The organism is Helicobacteraceae bacterium (genome assembly GCA_031258155.1).
In the GTDB taxonomy this organism is placed as follows: Bacteria; Campylobacterota; Campylobacteria; order Campylobacterales; family SZUA-545; genus JAIRNH01.
This window is the reverse complement of the sequence record JAIRNH010000064.1, coordinates 1-16,542: the sequence shown is the minus strand read 5'-3', so window position 1 is coordinate 16,542 and position 16,542 is coordinate 1. Positions and strand designations below refer to the sequence as shown.

14 protein-coding genes are annotated in these 16,542 nt (G+C 50.8%); 4 read left to right on the top strand and 10 right to left on the bottom strand.

The window, feature by feature from the left end:
• The 5 genes from LBF86_08790 to LBF86_08770 form a co-directional block, all read right to left on the bottom strand.
• The coding region (locus LBF86_08790) for a flagellin (GenBank protein MDR0665597.1) at positions 1-125 on the bottom strand (125 nt) is incomplete at its 3' end.
• Between the two features lie 200 nt (positions 126-325).
• On the bottom strand, positions 326-1,060 hold the full coding sequence (locus LBF86_08785; GenBank protein ID MDR0665596.1) for a DUF4412 domain-containing protein: 735 nt from the start codon (positions 1,058-1,060) through the stop codon (positions 326-328).
• Positions 1,061-1,092: 32 nt separating this feature from the next.
• The gene (locus LBF86_08780; protein MDR0665595.1) at positions 1,093-1,659 is read right to left on the bottom strand and encodes a ribonuclease HII; all 567 of its coding nucleotides are present in this window, start codon (positions 1,657-1,659) and stop codon (positions 1,093-1,095) included.
• 60 nt (positions 1,660-1,719) lie between these two features.
• Positions 1,720-3,147: a WD40 repeat domain-containing protein gene (locus tag LBF86_08775; GenBank protein MDR0665594.1), complete on the bottom strand. Its 1,428-nt coding sequence runs from the start codon at positions 3,145-3,147 to the stop codon at positions 1,720-1,722.
• The gene (locus tag LBF86_08770) at positions 3,144-3,608 is read right to left on the bottom strand and encodes a phosphoribosyltransferase (GenBank protein MDR0665593.1); all 465 of its coding nucleotides are present in this window, start codon (positions 3,606-3,608) and stop codon (positions 3,144-3,146) included. The genes LBF86_08775 and LBF86_08770 overlap by 4 nt, the downstream gene beginning before the upstream one ends.
• Before the next feature lie 85 nt (positions 3,609-3,693).
• Between LBF86_08770 and LBF86_08765 the strand changes: the two genes are divergently transcribed.
• A complete protein-coding gene (locus LBF86_08765; GenBank protein MDR0665592.1) occupies positions 3,694-5,151 on the top strand; it encodes a hypothetical protein in 1,458 nt (485 codons plus the stop codon).
• 50 nt (positions 5,152-5,201) lie between these two features.
• On the opposite strand, the gene ybeY is transcribed toward LBF86_08765, so the two are convergent.
• The 4 genes from ybeY to LBF86_08745 all read right to left on the bottom strand — a co-directional run bounded on the left by ybeY (position 5,202) and on the right by LBF86_08745 (position 11,625).
• Complete coding sequence (gene ybeY / locus LBF86_08760; protein MDR0665591.1) at positions 5,202-5,612, bottom strand: rRNA maturation RNase YbeY; 411 nt, start codon at positions 5,610-5,612, stop codon at positions 5,202-5,204.
• 175 nt (positions 5,613-5,787) lie between these two features.
• Positions 5,788-9,489 carry a DNA polymerase III subunit alpha gene (gene dnaE, locus LBF86_08755; GenBank protein MDR0665590.1) on the bottom strand — a complete coding sequence of 1,234 codons (3,702 nt, stop codon included), beginning with the start codon at positions 9,487-9,489 and terminating at the stop codon, positions 5,788-5,790.
• 90 nt (positions 9,490-9,579) lie between these two features.
• On the bottom strand, positions 9,580-10,350 hold the full coding sequence (locus LBF86_08750; protein MDR0665589.1) for a DUF4197 domain-containing protein: 771 nt from the start codon (positions 10,348-10,350) through the stop codon (positions 9,580-9,582).
• A 51-nt stretch (positions 10,351-10,401) separates the two neighbouring features.
• On the bottom strand, positions 10,402-11,625 hold the full coding sequence (locus tag LBF86_08745) for a replication-associated recombination protein A (GenBank protein ID MDR0665588.1): 1,224 nt from the start codon (positions 11,623-11,625) through the stop codon (positions 10,402-10,404).
• Between the two features lie 153 nt (positions 11,626-11,778).
• Between LBF86_08745 and LBF86_08740 the strand changes: the two genes are divergently transcribed.
• The 3 genes from LBF86_08740 (at position 11,779) to LBF86_08730 (ending at position 14,382) form a co-directional block, all read left to right on the top strand.
• Positions 11,779-12,753, top strand: a complete 975-nt coding sequence (locus tag LBF86_08740) for a hypothetical protein (protein ID MDR0665587.1) — start codon at positions 11,779-11,781, stop codon at positions 12,751-12,753.
• Between the two features lie 123 nt (positions 12,754-12,876).
• Positions 12,877-13,467, top strand: a complete 591-nt coding sequence (locus LBF86_08735; GenBank protein MDR0665586.1) for an HAD-IB family hydrolase — start codon at positions 12,877-12,879, stop codon at positions 13,465-13,467.
• Positions 13,468-14,382, top strand: coding sequence for a formylglycine-generating enzyme family protein (locus tag LBF86_08730; GenBank protein MDR0665585.1), 915 nt, complete (start codon positions 13,468-13,470; stop codon positions 14,380-14,382).
• Between the two features lie 195 nt (positions 14,383-14,577).
• Here LBF86_08730 and LBF86_08725 read toward each other — a convergent pair whose 3' ends face one another.
• Positions 14,578-16,344 (bottom strand): ABC transporter ATP-binding protein/permease, encoded by a 1,767-nt coding sequence (locus tag LBF86_08725; GenBank protein ID MDR0665584.1) that lies wholly within the window; start codon positions 16,342-16,344, stop codon positions 14,578-14,580.
• Positions 16,345-16,542: the final 198 nt, after the last annotated feature.

Genomic DNA, 16,542 nt, shown 5'->3' with positions numbered 1-16,542 from the left:
GATTTGTTGATTCTTAGACCGCTTGAGAGCTTTTCTAACGAAGAGCTTAACGCTCTTTGAACGCTGTCCGCGTTAACTTGGGCGTTTAACGCTTTGATATTGGTGTTTATAATAAAACCCGGCATTTGAGGCTCCTATTCAAGAAATGTAACTCTATATCGGAGCGAAAGTAAAAAAGTTAACTACTTCGCAATAAAAGACCCAGCCAATGGGTTCGCTTTTTGGTTTGATTGCAGGCAAACGCCGCGCGGCGGACTTCAAAAGACGCGCCAAATCATTAAACGCCGCGCGAGCGACGAAATAAACGGCTTGAGCTATCCGCTTGCTACTCTAGCGGTCTGTAAAAGTCTTCGGAACTTACCCTCGCGTAATCTTTAGGGAGCGCAAACTCGTCGCGGGCGACGCTCTTTTGCTCCGCTTTTACGACGATCGTTAGTATCAATCCGCCGCTTGGATCGTGTTCCGCCGTTCTGATCGGATAGCCTTGCTTGATCAGACTTATATACTTGTCGTCAAGCTCTATGTATTTTTTCGCGCCGGGCGTAAACGATCCGCTCAGCCACAACATGATTTCGTTTAATTTTTTTAGATCAATTTCGTTGTTGGCGGTCAGTTTTGGCGCGATAAACATCTCTTTTTTGAACTCCCCGTTTACAAAAATCTGATACCTTTCGCCTATAAAACCGCTTGATTCGATTCGTCCCGCTAGTTTTTTTATCTCGATCGCTTTGTCTTCCTCTACGCCGCCGCTCTCCTCTTCAAAAAGGTTTTCCTCCTCGTTCATTTCGCTCATAGCGCTTTTGCGCAACTGCGCCACAACATCGTCAACGCGCCCGCCGAAATAGCTTTTGTCGCTATCGCGCACAAAATACACCGTCTCTTTTTCCAGATCGATAATCAGCGCTTCGCCTCTATTTTGACTTTTGTAATGTTGAGAATCTATTGTAATACGATTAAAAGATTTCTCGCCGACGCCGTAACTTGTCGCCTCTTCGATCACCCAACCCGCGTTCAGACCGAGCGCCAACGTTATCGGCAAACTCCACACACGCAAGATCATACTTGTAACCTCCGCTTTATAAACGACATACTTTAGCGATTTTGCCCAAAAAGATCAATAGCGCCGCTCGTTACGCGGCGTTTGAAACTTCTTCTATGAAAGGGCGTTAAACCGAATCTGTCGATCGCCGCTAGATGCGCTTTTACGCCGTAACCTTGATGACTCGCGAAACCATATTGAGGGTAATTTTCGGCAAGCGACAACAGGGCGCGATCCTTGGCGGTTTTGGCGAGTATGCTCGCCGCGCACGCCTCCGCTACGCTCGCGTCTGCTTTTACGAGCGTTTCTATCCCCGAAACGCCGTAGGCGCAATTTCCGTCGTATAGATACCGATCGGCTTTAATTGAGGCTTTGATCTCGACTAGCCCCGATCGTAGGCAGGCGCTCAAGCCGTTTTCGTCGATTTCCGCGGCGCTAAACATAACGATATGAAAGATCGCGTTCTCTTTAATCGTTTCCGCCAATTCAAAGCGTCTTTTTGGACTTAGTTTTTTGGAGTCGTTTAGCCCTTCGATCGCCGTTTTAAGAATCGCGCCCGCCATCGCCATAGGACCGGCTAAACAACCTCGTCCCGCCTCGTCAATTCCGCATACGATCATACGCGCTTCTTTATAACCGCTATCGCCGCGTTCGCCCTAAACCGCAAAGCGTCCCCCAATTTACATTCCCGCGCCGCCAGAATCCAAAGGAGTCAGGACAAGCGGCGGCGCGATCTCGCCGTCTATTATCTTGGCGAGCGTCCTTTCGCCCCACGCGTCTTTAATCGTAATTTCCTCCAATACAAGAGCGCCGCTTTGTATTGTAAATGCCGCGCTGGGATCGTAAGAGGGGTTATAAAACAGCTCGAAAGCGTCGTCTTGCGCGATCTGAAACTCGATCTGGCGCGAAAAATCGCCGTAAAGCGATCTGATAAAACCTGAAACGCTTTGATTTTCGTCGCTATAGACCAGATCGGTTAAACGCGGATCGCCCCAATAGATAGAAAGCGCCTTTTCTAGCGCGGCAAGCCGTTTTTCGTTCGCGTATTCGCGCGAAGCGCCGCCGTCGCCATTGCGGGCGGCTAATATATCCGCCTTTTTTACGATCTCGTCAAAACTAATTTTATTCGGATCGATCGCGCTAAAAAGCTGCAGTTTCGACGAAGCGGAGACGATCAGATTGCCTTTGAACGCAAGAGCGTTTATGCCGCCGGCGTTCGTTTGAAAACTGTGCGTTTCTTTAGCGCTTGCCAAATCCCAAAAACGCGCGATCATATCGTCGCCGCCGCTGGCGAGCGAGCCGTTTTTGACCGCGATCGCGCGAACGGGGGCAGGCGCTCTTAAAACCGCTTTTTGAGCGCCGCTCGCGAGATTCCAAACGCGGATCGTTCCGTCCGCGCCTCCCGAATAGATTTCGCCGTTTGCCGCCGCGATTGTATAGACCCGCCCTTTGTGCCCTTTGAGCGTTTTTATCAGTTTCCCATTTTTGAGGCTATAAATCTTGATCAATCCGTCCGCGCCGCAACGAATAACGCGATCTTGCGCCGCGACGATCGCGCTAATCGCGAAACGCCCGTCCGCTATTTGGCGTATTAGCCTGCCCGTTTTTGCGTTCCAGATACGAATAACGCCGCCGACGTCGGCGCTAACCAACGTATCGGCGCTAACGGCGATCGCGGCGATTGGTTTGAAATGCCCTGAAAATAGGCGAATTTGCCCGCCGCTCGCCGCGTCCCACGCTCTAATCGTCCGATCGGCGCTCGCGCTAAAGATAGTCGCTCCGTCGTCGCCAAAAGCGACCGCCGTTACCTTATCGAAATGCCCGATAAACTCTCGCTCCAATTTGCCGCTCGCCGTATCCCATAGCAAGACGCGCCCGTCCCAATCGCCGCTTAATAGCCGATCTCCCTCCGGCGCTACGGCGATCGCGCTAAAAAGCGACGATAGCCCAAACTCGGCGATCGTTTTATCGGCTCGCGCCGTCCAAATCAACTTCGGCGCGGGCGTTTGCGCGGCGGCGTTTCTCTCTATCTCTTTGAGCGCGCGCTCCTCTTTGGAAGCGCACCCTATCAGCGCCATAAACAGCGCTAAAAAAATCGTTATTCTCATACGCTTACTTTATCACAGATCGGATCGATCTCCCAAAAAAAGTCGATCCACTCCTCGCTTTCGCGCGCGAAAAAATCGGCTCTGATCGACGCGGACGGCTTTTGAAACAAAACCGCCGTTTTGAAAGTCGTTTTTGGATAGCGAACGCTTAGAGCTTTTAAGACGGCTTTCATGGTTTCGCCGCTATCGATAATCTCGTCGGCGATCAGCGCATATTCGACCGCGCTTAAATCGGGCGCGTTTTCTATTTTCGGCGCGGATAGTTTCTCGCGATCGGCGTAGCTTACGGCGCGAATCAACGCGACGTTTCGCGCGTTTAACGCCATAGCCAAAAAGTGAGCGATCGTAAGCCCGCCGCGGCTGACGGCGATTAGGCAGTCGATTCGCTCCGTTTTCAACCTGTTCGCCAACGCTTTTAAATCGGCTATAAAATCGGCGTAGCCGTAGTATCGTCTTTGCATTCAACCCCTTGTTAGCGCGAAAGCATAACAAAAAATTAGCGATAATACCGCGCTTAGAGATAGATCGAAATCCAAAGGAGCGGCGATGAGATTTATCAAAGTTTTGGCGGCTTTGGCTTTTACGTGTTTGCTCTGCGGTTGCGCTACTTTGCTGATCGAACGGGAGTGGCTCGACGAAGGCTTTAGCGCCGACGATTACGAGCGCACGCGCTCATGGGCGGCGCTTGAAGTCGCTCCCAAAAGCGCTAGAGCGTGGGAGGAAGCCGGATTTGCCCCAAGTTACAAGGACAGCCAAACGGAGCGGACTAAACCGCATAGAAATATGCCGAATAATATGATATTCGGATACGCCCCAAACGTTTGGACGCAAAACGGATTTACTCCTAACGAGCTTAGCGAGGCGCTTAAAAGCAGGATACCCTCTTCGCGTATCGGCGCGTTTAAACCTAGCGCCGTCAAAGAGCTAAAAAAAATGCGGCTGGCGCCTAAAGAGTGGCGCTATTATCTGGACTCGTCGAGTTCCGAAACAAAAAACTACGATCTGAACGCCGTTAAGCGTTTAAAAGAGCTGGGGCTTTCGGGCGAGTCGATCGACGCTTGGCGAACGGCTAAGCGCGAAAACGGGGGCGGTTTTACGCAAGAGGAAGCGATAGCGTGGGTTAGCGCGGGCGTTAAAGACCCAAACGAAGCGATCGGCGCCGAGCAACGCGGTTATTCGCCAAAAGTCTGGGCGGCGATAAAGACAAGCGGGGTGGCGGAAGAGGATTGGAATTATTGCATTGGCAAGGGGCTTTCGGTTGCGGACGCTAAGGCTTGGGCGGACGCGGGCGTTAAATGCACGCGCCGCACGCCAAAAGCGTATATCGACGCTAAGCTCTCTCCGTCGCAAGTCAAGCCGTGGGCGATCGCGGGATTTGATAGCGGCTCCGCGATAGCGTTTATCAAACGAGGTATCGGAATAAACGAAGCTAGAAGCTGGCTTAGCGCTTTTAATAAGGATTACATCTCCGTAGCCGAGATCGCGGAGTGGAAAAAAGCCTCGTTCAGCCCTAGCGAAGCTAAAAAATGGCGCGAATTGACGAGAAGCGCGAGCGTAGCCAAAGGGTATAAAAACGCCGGTTTAACAAACAACCGTATCGTAAGATTGCTAATCGCCAACGCCGTCGCGCCGTCGGCGGCGGCGAGCGAATATAGGAAAATCTATAACGCCTGCGGTTTGGAATTTGTTTCGGACAACGTCTTTTTGACGCGAGCGCCAGAGTCTTGGGGCGATATAAACCCTTACAACGCGCTTGGAAAATGTATTATTCCGAGCGGGTTTAGCTTCAACAAGACGCTGCAAAACGGCGAGGCGGTATATAGAATTGACGACGCTCGCCGCGCTAAGGCGGGCTATGAGATCGACGGCTACTTAGTAATCGTCCGAGCCGCCGACGCGCCAAAAAGACTAAATAATAACGCGGTTTTAAAAGCCGAAGAGATCAGCTATCAATCCGTAATCGGCGGGGTGATTAGCGCGAGGACGGTATGGGCAAAACGTTAGCGCCGCTTGCAAGCTAAAGCGCGTCGAAAGCCGCGTTTAATTTTGATATTTTACCGCTCGGTCAGCGCGGCGGGCAGATTGAAGCGCTCGCGCAACTCGGTTTCCCGCCGCGCCATCTCGCCGCCGTCGATTTCGTGATCGAAACCAAGCAGATGCAAAACGCCGTGCAAAAACAAAACGGCGATCTCTAGTTCTACGCTATGGCGCAAGGCTTGCGCTTGTTTAACGGCGGCGTCGATCGATATAACGACCGAGCCAAGCGGCGCAAGCGGAAAATCGGCTATTGGAAAACTAAGCACGTCGGTAGGTTTATCTACGCCGCGCGCGGTTTTATTTATCTCTCGCATAGCCGAGTCGTCCGTTAAAACTAGCTCTATCGAGCGATCGCTTAAACTTTGCGCGATCGCGATTAGCGGCGTTAGATTGCAAGCAAAATCGGTCTCGTTGACAAAATCAATCATAACGCGATTTTAGCGCCAATCGGCTAGGCTCGCTCTGTTGGTTTGCCCCAAAATAGATCGCTATCGCGAAATCAGTCTATATCGTCTTTAATAGCGGCGATTTAAATTACGATCTTATTCGCTTCGGCGCGAATACATTGCGTTTAACGTCGGTTCTTACGCGAATTTGCGCTTGTCAGCCTATATACGCCACTCCGATCTTGCCTACTTCGTCGCGCACCGCTTCGGACGCGCTAAGGCGGGTCGTTAGCTCTATATCGTTTCGATCGGATCGTATTCTAATGCGAACAGGTATCGTTCCGGGGTTGGCGCGAATAATCGAATAGAGCTTTTCAAAAACGTCCGACTGCTCGCCGCGCTCGATTTCCAAGATCATTGATTCGCTTTTGACGATTGAGCGCGGTTGAGGGTTTCGATCTCTTAACGAAACGCCGTTCGCTCTATTTTCGCGGCTTTTGGGCGATTTATACGTTCGCGCCTCCTCTAAGCTCATAACTTGTCTTACCAGCAAAGAAACGCGCTCGTCGTTTTTCTCGATCAAAACGCTGAAAGCGACGGGGCGGTTTGCGTCCATGCTCTCCAGTTTTTGCATATCGCGCTCAAATATGGTGATTTCAGCCGCGCCCGATAGATCGACGAAAGAGACGACGCCAAACTTTTTGCCGGTTTTTTTGCTCACTTTGCCGTCGATCTTTTCAACTTTGCCTACCATAAGCGTTTCGCAACCGTCCTCTAGGCGATCTTGCGTAGCGACCCGCTCCTCGTCGTCGTCATTCGCGTCGCCGTCCTCCTTAGTAAAGCGACGAACCGTTTCGCACGACGTGTATTTAAGATCGCTTAATTCGTCCTTAAACTTATCTAACGGGTGTCCGGAAATATACAGTCCGACCGACTCTTTTTCAAACTCCAGCAGCGTCTTTTGATCAAGCTCCTCCAGCGGCGAAATATCCACTCCCACCTCGTTAGCCATCTTCTCCGCGTCGTCGTTAAACAGCCCGCCTCTTGCTTCCTTGCGAATGTTATTGGCGTTTTGCGCGGCTTTTACGATATTTTCAATGGAGCTTAGCAACGCCTTTCTGGAGTAGTTGAAGCAATCCAACGCGCCCGCTTTGATAAGCCCCTCTAAAACCTTTTTATTCACCTTTTGCGAATCGATATTGGCTAAAAGCTCGTTGATCGCGCTAAATTTGCCTCCTAGCGCCGCCGCGCGCGCCTCGATAATATACTCTAACGCCACCTCGCCAACGCCGCGTATCGCTCCAAGCCCGAAGACGATTCGCGGTTTTTCGTTTTCGTATATCGGCTCGAAGTCGATCTGCGAAAGGTTGATATTCGGCGGGACAAAATCGATGCCAAGCCGTTTAACCTCGTTGATATAAGTAGCCACCTTTTCGCTCCTGCGCGCGTCGTATGTGAGCAACGCCGACATATACTCCGCCGGATAGTAGCGTTTAAGATAAGCGGTCTGATAGGTGATCATCGCGTATGCCGCCGAATGCGATTTATTGAAACCATAGCCCGCGAACTTCTCGATCAGATCGAATAGCTCCAAAGCCTTCGCGCGGTTATAGCCGTTTGCGACCGCGCCGTCGGCAAACTCCAAGCGCACCTTTTCCATCTCTTCTTTTTTCTTTTTGCCCATCGCGCGCCGCACCAGATCGGCTTTGCCTAGCGAAAAACCGCCGATAACCTGAACGATCTGCATTACCTGTTCTTGATAGACGATCACGCCGTAAGTAGGTTTCAAAATCGGCTCTAACGCGTCGAACATATACTCCGTTCTAGCGCGTCCGTGTTTGCGATCCACAAAATCGTTAAGCATGCCGGATTCAAGCGGACCCGGTCTGTATAGCGCGACCATAGCCACGACGTCTTCAAAGCAGTTTGGTTTGAGGCGGCGGCTAAGGTTTTGCAAACCTTCGCCTTCTATCTGAAATACGCCCAGCGTTTCGCCGCTCGCGATCATCTCGAAGACTTTAGGATCGTCCATCGGCATGGCGTTAAAATCGATTTTTTTGCCCGCGTATTTTTCAATTAGCCTTAGCGCGTGATCGACGACGGTCAAGTTCTGCAAGCCAAGAAAGTCAAATTTAATCAGATCGACCGCTTCAAGGTAATGTCCGTCGTATTGCGTAACTACGTCGTGAGCAAACTTTTCGCCGTCGTTTTCTTCGCTTTTGCCTTTGGGCGGCAAGCAGACGGGCGCTTTATTCCACAGCTCCTCGTTGCTGATCACCACGCCCGCCGCGTGAACGCCGCTCGCGCGCTTTAACCCTTCTAACTGCGTCGCCAGATTCCAAATTTTTGCCGCGTTCGCGTTTGTATCGATCAGCTCTCTTAGTTTTGGCTCGGCTTTGAGCGCGTCGGCGAGCGTGATATTTAAAACCTTTGGGATCAGCTTAGCCATCGCGTTAGCTTCCGGAATTGAGACGTCCAGCACTCGCGCCACGTCGCGGATCGCGTTTTTCGCCTGAAGCGTGTTGTAGGTGATCACCTGCCCCACGTTCTCCTTGCCGTAAGCCTCCACGACGTATTTAATAATCTCCGATCGCCGCTGCTGACAAAAATCCATATCAATATCGGGCATCGAAACGCGCTCCGGATTCAAAAAGCGTTCAAATAGCAAGCCGTATTTCATCGGATCAATATCGGTGATCCCCAAAGCGTAAGCGCATAGACTTCCCGCCGCGCTGCCGCGCCCCGGACCTACGGGAATATTCATCGCTTTGGCTTTATTGACAAAATCCCATACGATCAGCATATATCCGGCGAATTTCATCTTTTTGATAACGGCTATTTCGTGTTCCAAGCGATCTATATAGGTCTGACGCAAAGCCTCGTCGATATACCTAAGCCGATCTTCTAGCTTTTTGCGGCATAGCGCCTCGAATAGAGCCGCGTCGTTGTCGTGCGAATATGTCGCTTCGTCGCCTAAGGCGACGTCGTTCTCTTTTGCGACGGCGCGAGCGAATTTGTAGTTTGGAGGCGTGGGGAAGTATCGTTTGTTATCGACAAGCCTTAACTCTAGATCGCATTTGTTCGCGATCTCTACCGTGTTCTCCAGCGCTTCGGGAATATCCGCAAATAGCGCCGCCATCTCTTCGGGACTTTTGACGTAAAACTCTTTGACCGTGTGCTTTAGCCGTTTTGGATCGTTTAGCGTCTTGCCGCCTGAAATGCACATATACGCTTCCTGCGCGTCGGCGTTTTTGCGCTCGGTGTAGTGCGCGTCGTTTGTGGCGATCAGCTTTATTCCCAACGTTTTGGCGATCTTGATAATCTGATCGTCGATCAAACGCTGCTCCTCGATCCCGTGCCTCATCAGCTCGATATAAAAATCCTCGCCGAACATATCTTGATAGCTTTTAGCGACCTCTAGCGCCTTTTCGTAGCCGCCGCGCCGCTCTCTGTTTTTCTGCGCGGCTTTGTTAAGGTGAAAGTTGATCTCGCCCGCTAGACACGCGCTAGAGGCGATCAAGCCCTCTTTAAAGCGCGCGAGCGTTTTTTTGTTGATGCGCGGATAGTAATAAAACCCGCGCATATACGCCTCGCTCGAAAGCCTCATCAGGTTTTTGTAACCTTGCTCGTTTTTTGCGAACAGGCAGAGGTGAAAGCGCTGTTTAAACGGCTCGCTCACAAGCTCCTTCGCGCCTATATCGTCATAGTTGTGCGCGTAGGTTTCAATGCCTAAAATAGGCTTAATCCCCTCTTTTTTCATCGTGACGTAGAAGTCGATTGCGCCAAACATATTGCCGTGATCGCTCATTCCCACCGCGTCCATGCCTTTGGCTTTGAGCGCTCTTGCCAACGTGTCTAAGCGATTGGCGCCGTCTAGCATAGAATAATCGGTATGCAGGTGAAGATGAACGAATTTCATAACGCGTCTTTTGTAGGGTATTTTGTTGTAATTTTAGCGCGTCTTAGCCAAAGGACGGCGAGGCGCGCTAGATCGACGGCGCCGATACGATCAGCGTTTATTCAACGAGTTTTTCGCGTATTCAAACACCGAGCGAACCGTCGCGTCTATAGCTCCAAGCGGATCGGCGCGAAGTTTAGCTTCGGCGCTCGCCGTTTCGCTAAAAAGCGCGAAAAGCGCCTTATCCAAAACAAAATCGTTGATCGAGGTCTTTATCGGCTCTAGTTTGGCGAGCTTGCCCGCGATTGAACTCGCCGCCCTGTTGTAGCCGTTTGTTAGCGTATCCCACGATTTTTGCGCGGAAACGCCCGCGATAATCGGCTTCGCGAGCGCGGCGTTTATTTTCGGAGCGAACGCCGCTTTAAGCTCGCCGCTCGTTTGGGCGCGCAAATAGTTTGTCGCCGCGTCGTCCCCGCCTTTTAGAATCCCTATCGCGTCCGCGATCGTCATATCCGCGATCGCTTTAGCGAAAATCGGCGCCGCGTCTTTTGCCGCGCTTTCCGCCGCCGCGTTGATTCGCGCTATAGCGTCGTCTATCAGTTTCTCGCCGCCCGGAATCAATTTGGCGTTATTAACGATCGCGTCCGCTTCGGGCGGCAGAAAAATTTTATATATCGGCGATTTGCTAAAACCGCCCTCCTTCGCAAGCTCGCTCGCCGCGTTTGCCGCGCCGTCGTTTAGCGCGGTTTTTAGCGCCTTGATCATCTGGGTTTCGCTAGGCGCGCGCCTGCTCTCTATTGCGTTAGCGACGTTTTCCAAGAACGGCTTGCCGCAACCCGCAAAAAAAACCGCCGCGATAGCGCACAACCATACCGATTTCATTTTCTCTCCCTCTACAATAATAAGGCGTTTGATTGTAGCCAAAACTTCGCGCTACGAATCGAGTTCTTTTAGCTTTTCTAGCCACTGGGCGACGGTTTTTTCATACGCGATCGGCTTTAGATCGACAAAATGCACGGGCGCGCTCGTATAGCTCTGTTTCACATAGCCGCCAAAATCGTGCGGATATTTATAGGTTAGTCCGCGCCCTAACTTTTTCGCGCCCTCGTAGTGCGCGTCTTTAAGGTGATTTGGCACGTCTAAAATCAGCCCGCCGTCGATCGCGTCTAACGCCCTATCGATAGCGACGATCGCAGTGTTGGACTTAGGCGAACACGCAAGATAGATCGCCGTTTGCGACAGGATAATGCGGCTTTCGGGCATTCCAATCGACGCTACGGACTCGAAGCAGGCGCTAGCTAACGTCGCGGCGTTAGGATTGGCAAGCCCAATGTCCTCGCTCGCGAAGATAACCATACGCCGCGCGATAAAACGCGGATCCTCTCCGCCCCTAATTAGCCGCGCTAGATAGTAAATCGCCGCGTCGGGATCGCTTCCGCGAAGGGATTTGATCAACGCGCTGGCAAGATTGTAATGCGTTTCATCCTCGCTCGCGCCGTCGTTTAACGCGCTTTGGCGAATCGTCTTTAGGGTATCGACGCTCAAAGGCTCGTTTTCGGCTACGATCCAGCCAAACTCCAGCAATTTTAGCATCGCTCGCGCGTCGCCGCCGCTTGAGGCGATTAGGTATTCTCGCGCTTGCGGCGAAAGACTCTTGTTTTCAAGCGCTTGCGCGCGATCGAGTAGGACTTCAAGATCGGCGCGATCCAACGGCAGAAACTCAAACAGCAGCGATCGCGACCGAATCGCGCCCGTAAGCGCGAAAAACGGGTTTTCCGTCGAAGCGCCGATAATCATAGCGTCGGAGCGCTCCATCACGGGCAGCAACACCTCTTGGCGATTCTTGCTCAACCTATGCGCTTCGTCGATAAAAATTAGCGGTTTGCTAAGCGCGCCTTTGGAGCTTTCAAAAATCGCGCGCAACTCCTCCACCGCTAAACTCGTGGCGTTCAACTCGAAACAGACGCGTCCGCTCGCGTTTGCGATAATTCTGGCGATCGTCGTTTTGCCCGTGCCGGGCGGACCGAAAAAGAAAGCGTGAAAAAGCGCGTTCGCCTCTACGAGCTTTCTCAACGCGCCGTTTTCGCCTAACAGCCGTTTTTGCCCCGTCATTTGATCGATAGAGGTCGGGCGCAACAGTTTTGTCAGATCGCTCATCGCAAGCCTTTTTTTGAAAGTGATCGCTTGATTATAGATCGCGGTTTTGGATTTTCGCGCATTTTTTAAGCCGCGGCGCTCGAACGCAATTTAATATTTTATACTAATATAACGGCGGCATTTGCAACGCGCGAACGGAAAAAGGAGCATAAAATGAACGCAAATAGAGCAAACGAGATTGCCAATCTCGCCAAATCGGGAAAGCCGATTACGATCGCGGCGCTTGTTATATGCGCGCTTATGCTCGTATATTCCGGTTTTTATACGATCGAGCAGGGTTATCGCGGCATTGTGTTACGCTTTGGCGAAGTGCGCGCCGTAGCGGAGCCGGGGCTTAGTTTCAAAGTCCCGCTTATCGATAAAGTGCAAGAGCTTGAGGTGCGAACGCAAAAAGACCAGAGAAATATCGAGGCTTACAGCAAGGATTCGCAACCCGTGGATATGGCTATCAGCATCAACTTTCACCTTAACGCGGGCGAGGTGGGCAAGATTTACTCCGATTACGGGGTTAATTATCGCGATCGCTTAATCGAACCTAAACTGATGGCGTTGCCAAAGGACACAATCGGCAAATACGCCGCGATCGATCTGGTGCAAAACCGCGATCTTGTCAGCAAACAGATATTAGAGGACCTAAACGCCTATTTTACGCCGCTAGGCATTATCATCGAGTCGCTTAATATCGAGAATATGGATTTTTCCGACGCTTACGAAGCCTCTGTGGAACAGCGTATGCAAGCCGAGGTCGAGGTGCAAAAAGTCAAACAAAACCTCGAGCGCGAAAAGCTAAACGCCGATATGGTGCGGGTAAAAGCGCAGGGAACGGCGGACGCTAACGTGGCGCAAGCGAAAGCCGACGCCGAGAGGGTCGTGCTACAAGCCGAAGCCGACGCGAAAAAGGTGGTGCTACAAGGCGAGGCGGAAGCCAAAAGAACCGTATTGCAGGGCGAGGCGGAAGCCAAAGCGATCGTGTTGCGAGGAAACGCTGAAGCCAAGGCGATCGAGCAAAAGGCTAAGGCTTTGGCGACTAACGCCAATATCGTTAAGCTCTACGAGGCGGAAAGATGGGACGGCAAACTGCCGACGACGGTTATTCCTAATCAAAGCATTCCGATATTAAACAAATAGCGTCCGCCGCAGGAAATTGAAACGCCGCCGTTTGGTAAAACAAAACTTTTTGCGCCGCCGGCGCCATTATGGCGGCTATAATAAAATAGCCGGTTTGAGCGGGGGGCGGACGACTAGATTTAGATGAAAACTGTAGCGCTTTTTGATTTTGACGGCACGATTAGCGATCGCGATTCGATGATCGATTTTATTCGTTTCGCGGTTGGCGAGAAACGACTTTTGATCGGCGCTTTGCGATTAGGCGGCGTAATACTCGGATACGCTTTGCGCTTAATATCGGACGCGGAGGCTAAGCGGCGCGTCCTTGCCTTTTTTTTCGGCGGGAGCGATTACGACAAGCTACTAGCGATTGCGGATCGATACGCCGCGCATCGCATTAGCCGCATTATCCGCCCCAAAGCGCTCGAAGAGATCAAATGGCTTCAGTCCGAAGGGTGCGAGATAGCGATCGTCTCCGCGTCGGTCGAAATCTGGTTGAAAAAGTGGTGCGAAAATATGAATCTAAAGCTGATCGCCACAAAACCGGAAATAGTCGATAACCGTTTTACGGGCGCCCTAGCCTCGCCAAACTGCAAAGGCGAAGAGAAGATTAGGCGAGTAAAGGAGAGTTACGATCTAAGCGAGTTTGAAATAATCCGCGCTTACGGCGACTCTCCAGCCGATCGTCCTATGCTTTCTCTTGCGCGCCATAGTTTTTACAAGCCGTTTCGATAAATGGAAGCTTTTTTGCTAACGTCGAACATTATGAGGGTTTTACGGATTTTGGCGTTAATCGTTTTTGCAAGGCGCGAGGCTCTGACGCGCTTAACGTATGTTTTAGCGCTAATCGTTTTCGCGGGGTGCAAAGCCTACGATATTAACTATGCCGACGACGATAGCGAAGACGGCGTTATCGATTGCAATAGGTTATCGAGTTTTGAGCCGACCTGCGTTAATAAAACGACAAATATCAAGTTGGTTTTAATTAACTCCGGAACTTTTAAAATGGGCGCGAACGACGCTGAATCGAGCGAGAATGAAGGTCAAGTTAACGACGTAACGATTACAAAGCCGTTTTATATCGCGTTTTACGAGACCTCCAAAACCGAATGGCGAGCCGTTATGGGCGGCGATCGCGGCGCGGAGCCTATTGGGGGCGTTAGCTGGGCGAGCGTCGCGGACTCGAAGGGTTTTATAGCGAAACTCAACGCCGACGCGGGCGTTATAATAATCGGCGGGGCGCAATACGAATACGCGCTACCCAGCGAAGCGCAATGGGAATACGCGGCGAGAGGCGGAACGAATACGCGATTTTCGTGGGGCGACGAAACGATTGCGGGCGGTTACGCTTGGTATGATTCGAACTCAGGCGCTCGAGCGCATCCCGTAGGCGCTAAAAACCCAAACGGCTTCGGACTATACGACACGAGCGGTAACGTCGCCGAGTGGGTTCAAGACTGTTACGCCGAATACCCGCAGGTTTCGCGCTCCGATCCGATCAACGAATGTTACAATGGCGATCGCGTCGTAAGGGGCGGCGACTACGGCGGGAAGTTAACCGATTTGCGCGTTTCACGGCGCGATTATCGACCGAAATCATATTCTGACCCTAAGATCGGTTTTCGCCTCGCGTTGGTCGCTAAGCGCTAATCTTACGCGATCGCGGGCGTTAAATCCAAAAGAATTAGATGTCCGTCCTCGCGATAGTTTCGCAAAAAAACGCGTCCGCGCAAAAATAACTCGCGAAAATTATCTATATTTCCTTATCGCGCCAAACGATCGGATATTAAAAGACGGCGGCGAGTCTCCAATAAGTTTCGCGCGTTTTAGATCGCGCGCCTCACGTTAAGCGCTCTTTGTTTCTTTAAACTGCGATCTGTAAAGCGCGGCATATACGCTGTTTTCTAGCGCTAAAAGCTCGGTATGCGTTCCAATTTCCGCTATTTTGCCGTGATTAACGACGATAATTTTGTCCGCGTTTCTAACCGTAGATAAGCGGTGAGCTATCACAATCACCGTGCGGTTTTGCATTAGATTGTCGATCGCCTGTTGAACGACGGCTTCCGACTTGTTATCTAACGCGCTTGTGGCTTCGTCTAAAATAACGAGTTGCGAGTTCTTCAAAAACGCTCTAGCGATTGCGACGCGCTGTTTTTGTCCGCCCGAAAGCAACGCGCCTCTTTCGCCGATTTTCGCGTTTAGCCCCTCTTTTAATTCGGCTATAAAATCGTCTAAACAAGCGCCTTTGATCGCCCGCGCGATCTCATCGTCGCTCGCCTCTTTGCCTAGCGTGATATTATCGCGGACTGTGCCGTCAAATAGATAGTTGTCTTGAAATACGATAGATATATGCTCTCGTAACGATATCAAATCTATATCTCTTATATCTACTCCGTTTATTAAAATACCGCCGCTAGTTACGTCGTAGAAACGCGCCAATAAACTAACAAACGTAGATTTGCCGCCGCCGCTATTTCCAACAAGCGCGATCATGCTTCCCGCGTCGATTTTAACGCTGATATTACTTAGCGCTTTTCTTTTGCCGTCGTAGCTAAACGATACGTCTTTATATTCGATTGATCGTATATCGCCGCGAAGCGCTTTGGCGCCTTCGCGGTTTTTAACGCTTGGCTCGATATCCATCATCTCAAAAACGCGCTCGATAGCCATAACGGACATTATAATGTTGCTATATGTCCCTCCCATGCCTTTTAGCGGAGTGTAAAGCATCATCAAAGCGGCGAGAAACGAGACAAAAGCGCCCGCGCTGATCGTTCCGTCGACAATCAAAAGCGTGCCGTACCAGATAACCGCCGCTATGCCAAAAGAGGCGATCAGATGGATGATAGGCGTTAAGGCGCTGGTTCTTTGCGTAATTTTCATGCTCATCGCAAACATGCCGTCCGTTATATTTTTGAAATTTTTATCCTGCCTCTCTTGAAGATTATAGGCGTTAATTACTCGATTGCCAAAAAACGCCTCGTTATAATGCTTCATCAATTCAGAAGCGTAACTTACTGATTTTCCCATAGCCTTACTGATTCGTTTTCTTAGCGTTGAAAGCGGATATAAAACGCCGATAACGATAAATATGGCTATTATAGAAAGCTGCCACGAGTTATAAAACATAACGCCAAATAAAGCGATCGTAGAAAATATCCTCGTTACCATTATTTTTACGTTGCCTATTAAACCGCTACAAGCCGTCCCCGCGTCGTTATTAAAACGAAACTGTATGTCGCCGGAGTTTTTTTTGTCGTAAAACGCCGCGTCTAGCAACAACAGTTTATTGTATAGTTTAATTCTTAGGTCGTTGGTGATTTTTGCGCCCACCCACGCGTTCATATAGGTGGAAAAGTAGTTAAACGCGCCCTGAACGATCCCGAATGCGACTATTATTATAGGAATATAGGTTAGCGTCTCGATCGACTTCTCCACCAGCACGCTGTCGGTGTAAGGACGCAGCATATACGCGATAGCCGCGTCCATAGCGCCGACCGGAATCGTGGCTACCATTGCGATCAGCGCCCTGAACCAGTATGGTTTTATAAACGGATACATCTTGCGATAAGCCGCCGCCGCGTTCAATGGTTTCTTAGGTTTCTTGGGCATTAAGTCAGCCTATATTGAGGTTTTAACGGCGCTATTGTGCCATATTTAAGGAAAACGCGACTATAATTACAGCCCGTTTTTGAAAGCGTGAAAGCGTGAAAGCGTGAAAGCGTGAAAGCGTGAAAGCGTGAAAGCGTGAAAGCGTGAAAGCGTGAAAGCGTGAAAGCGTGAAAGCGTGAAAGCGTGAAAGCGTGAAAG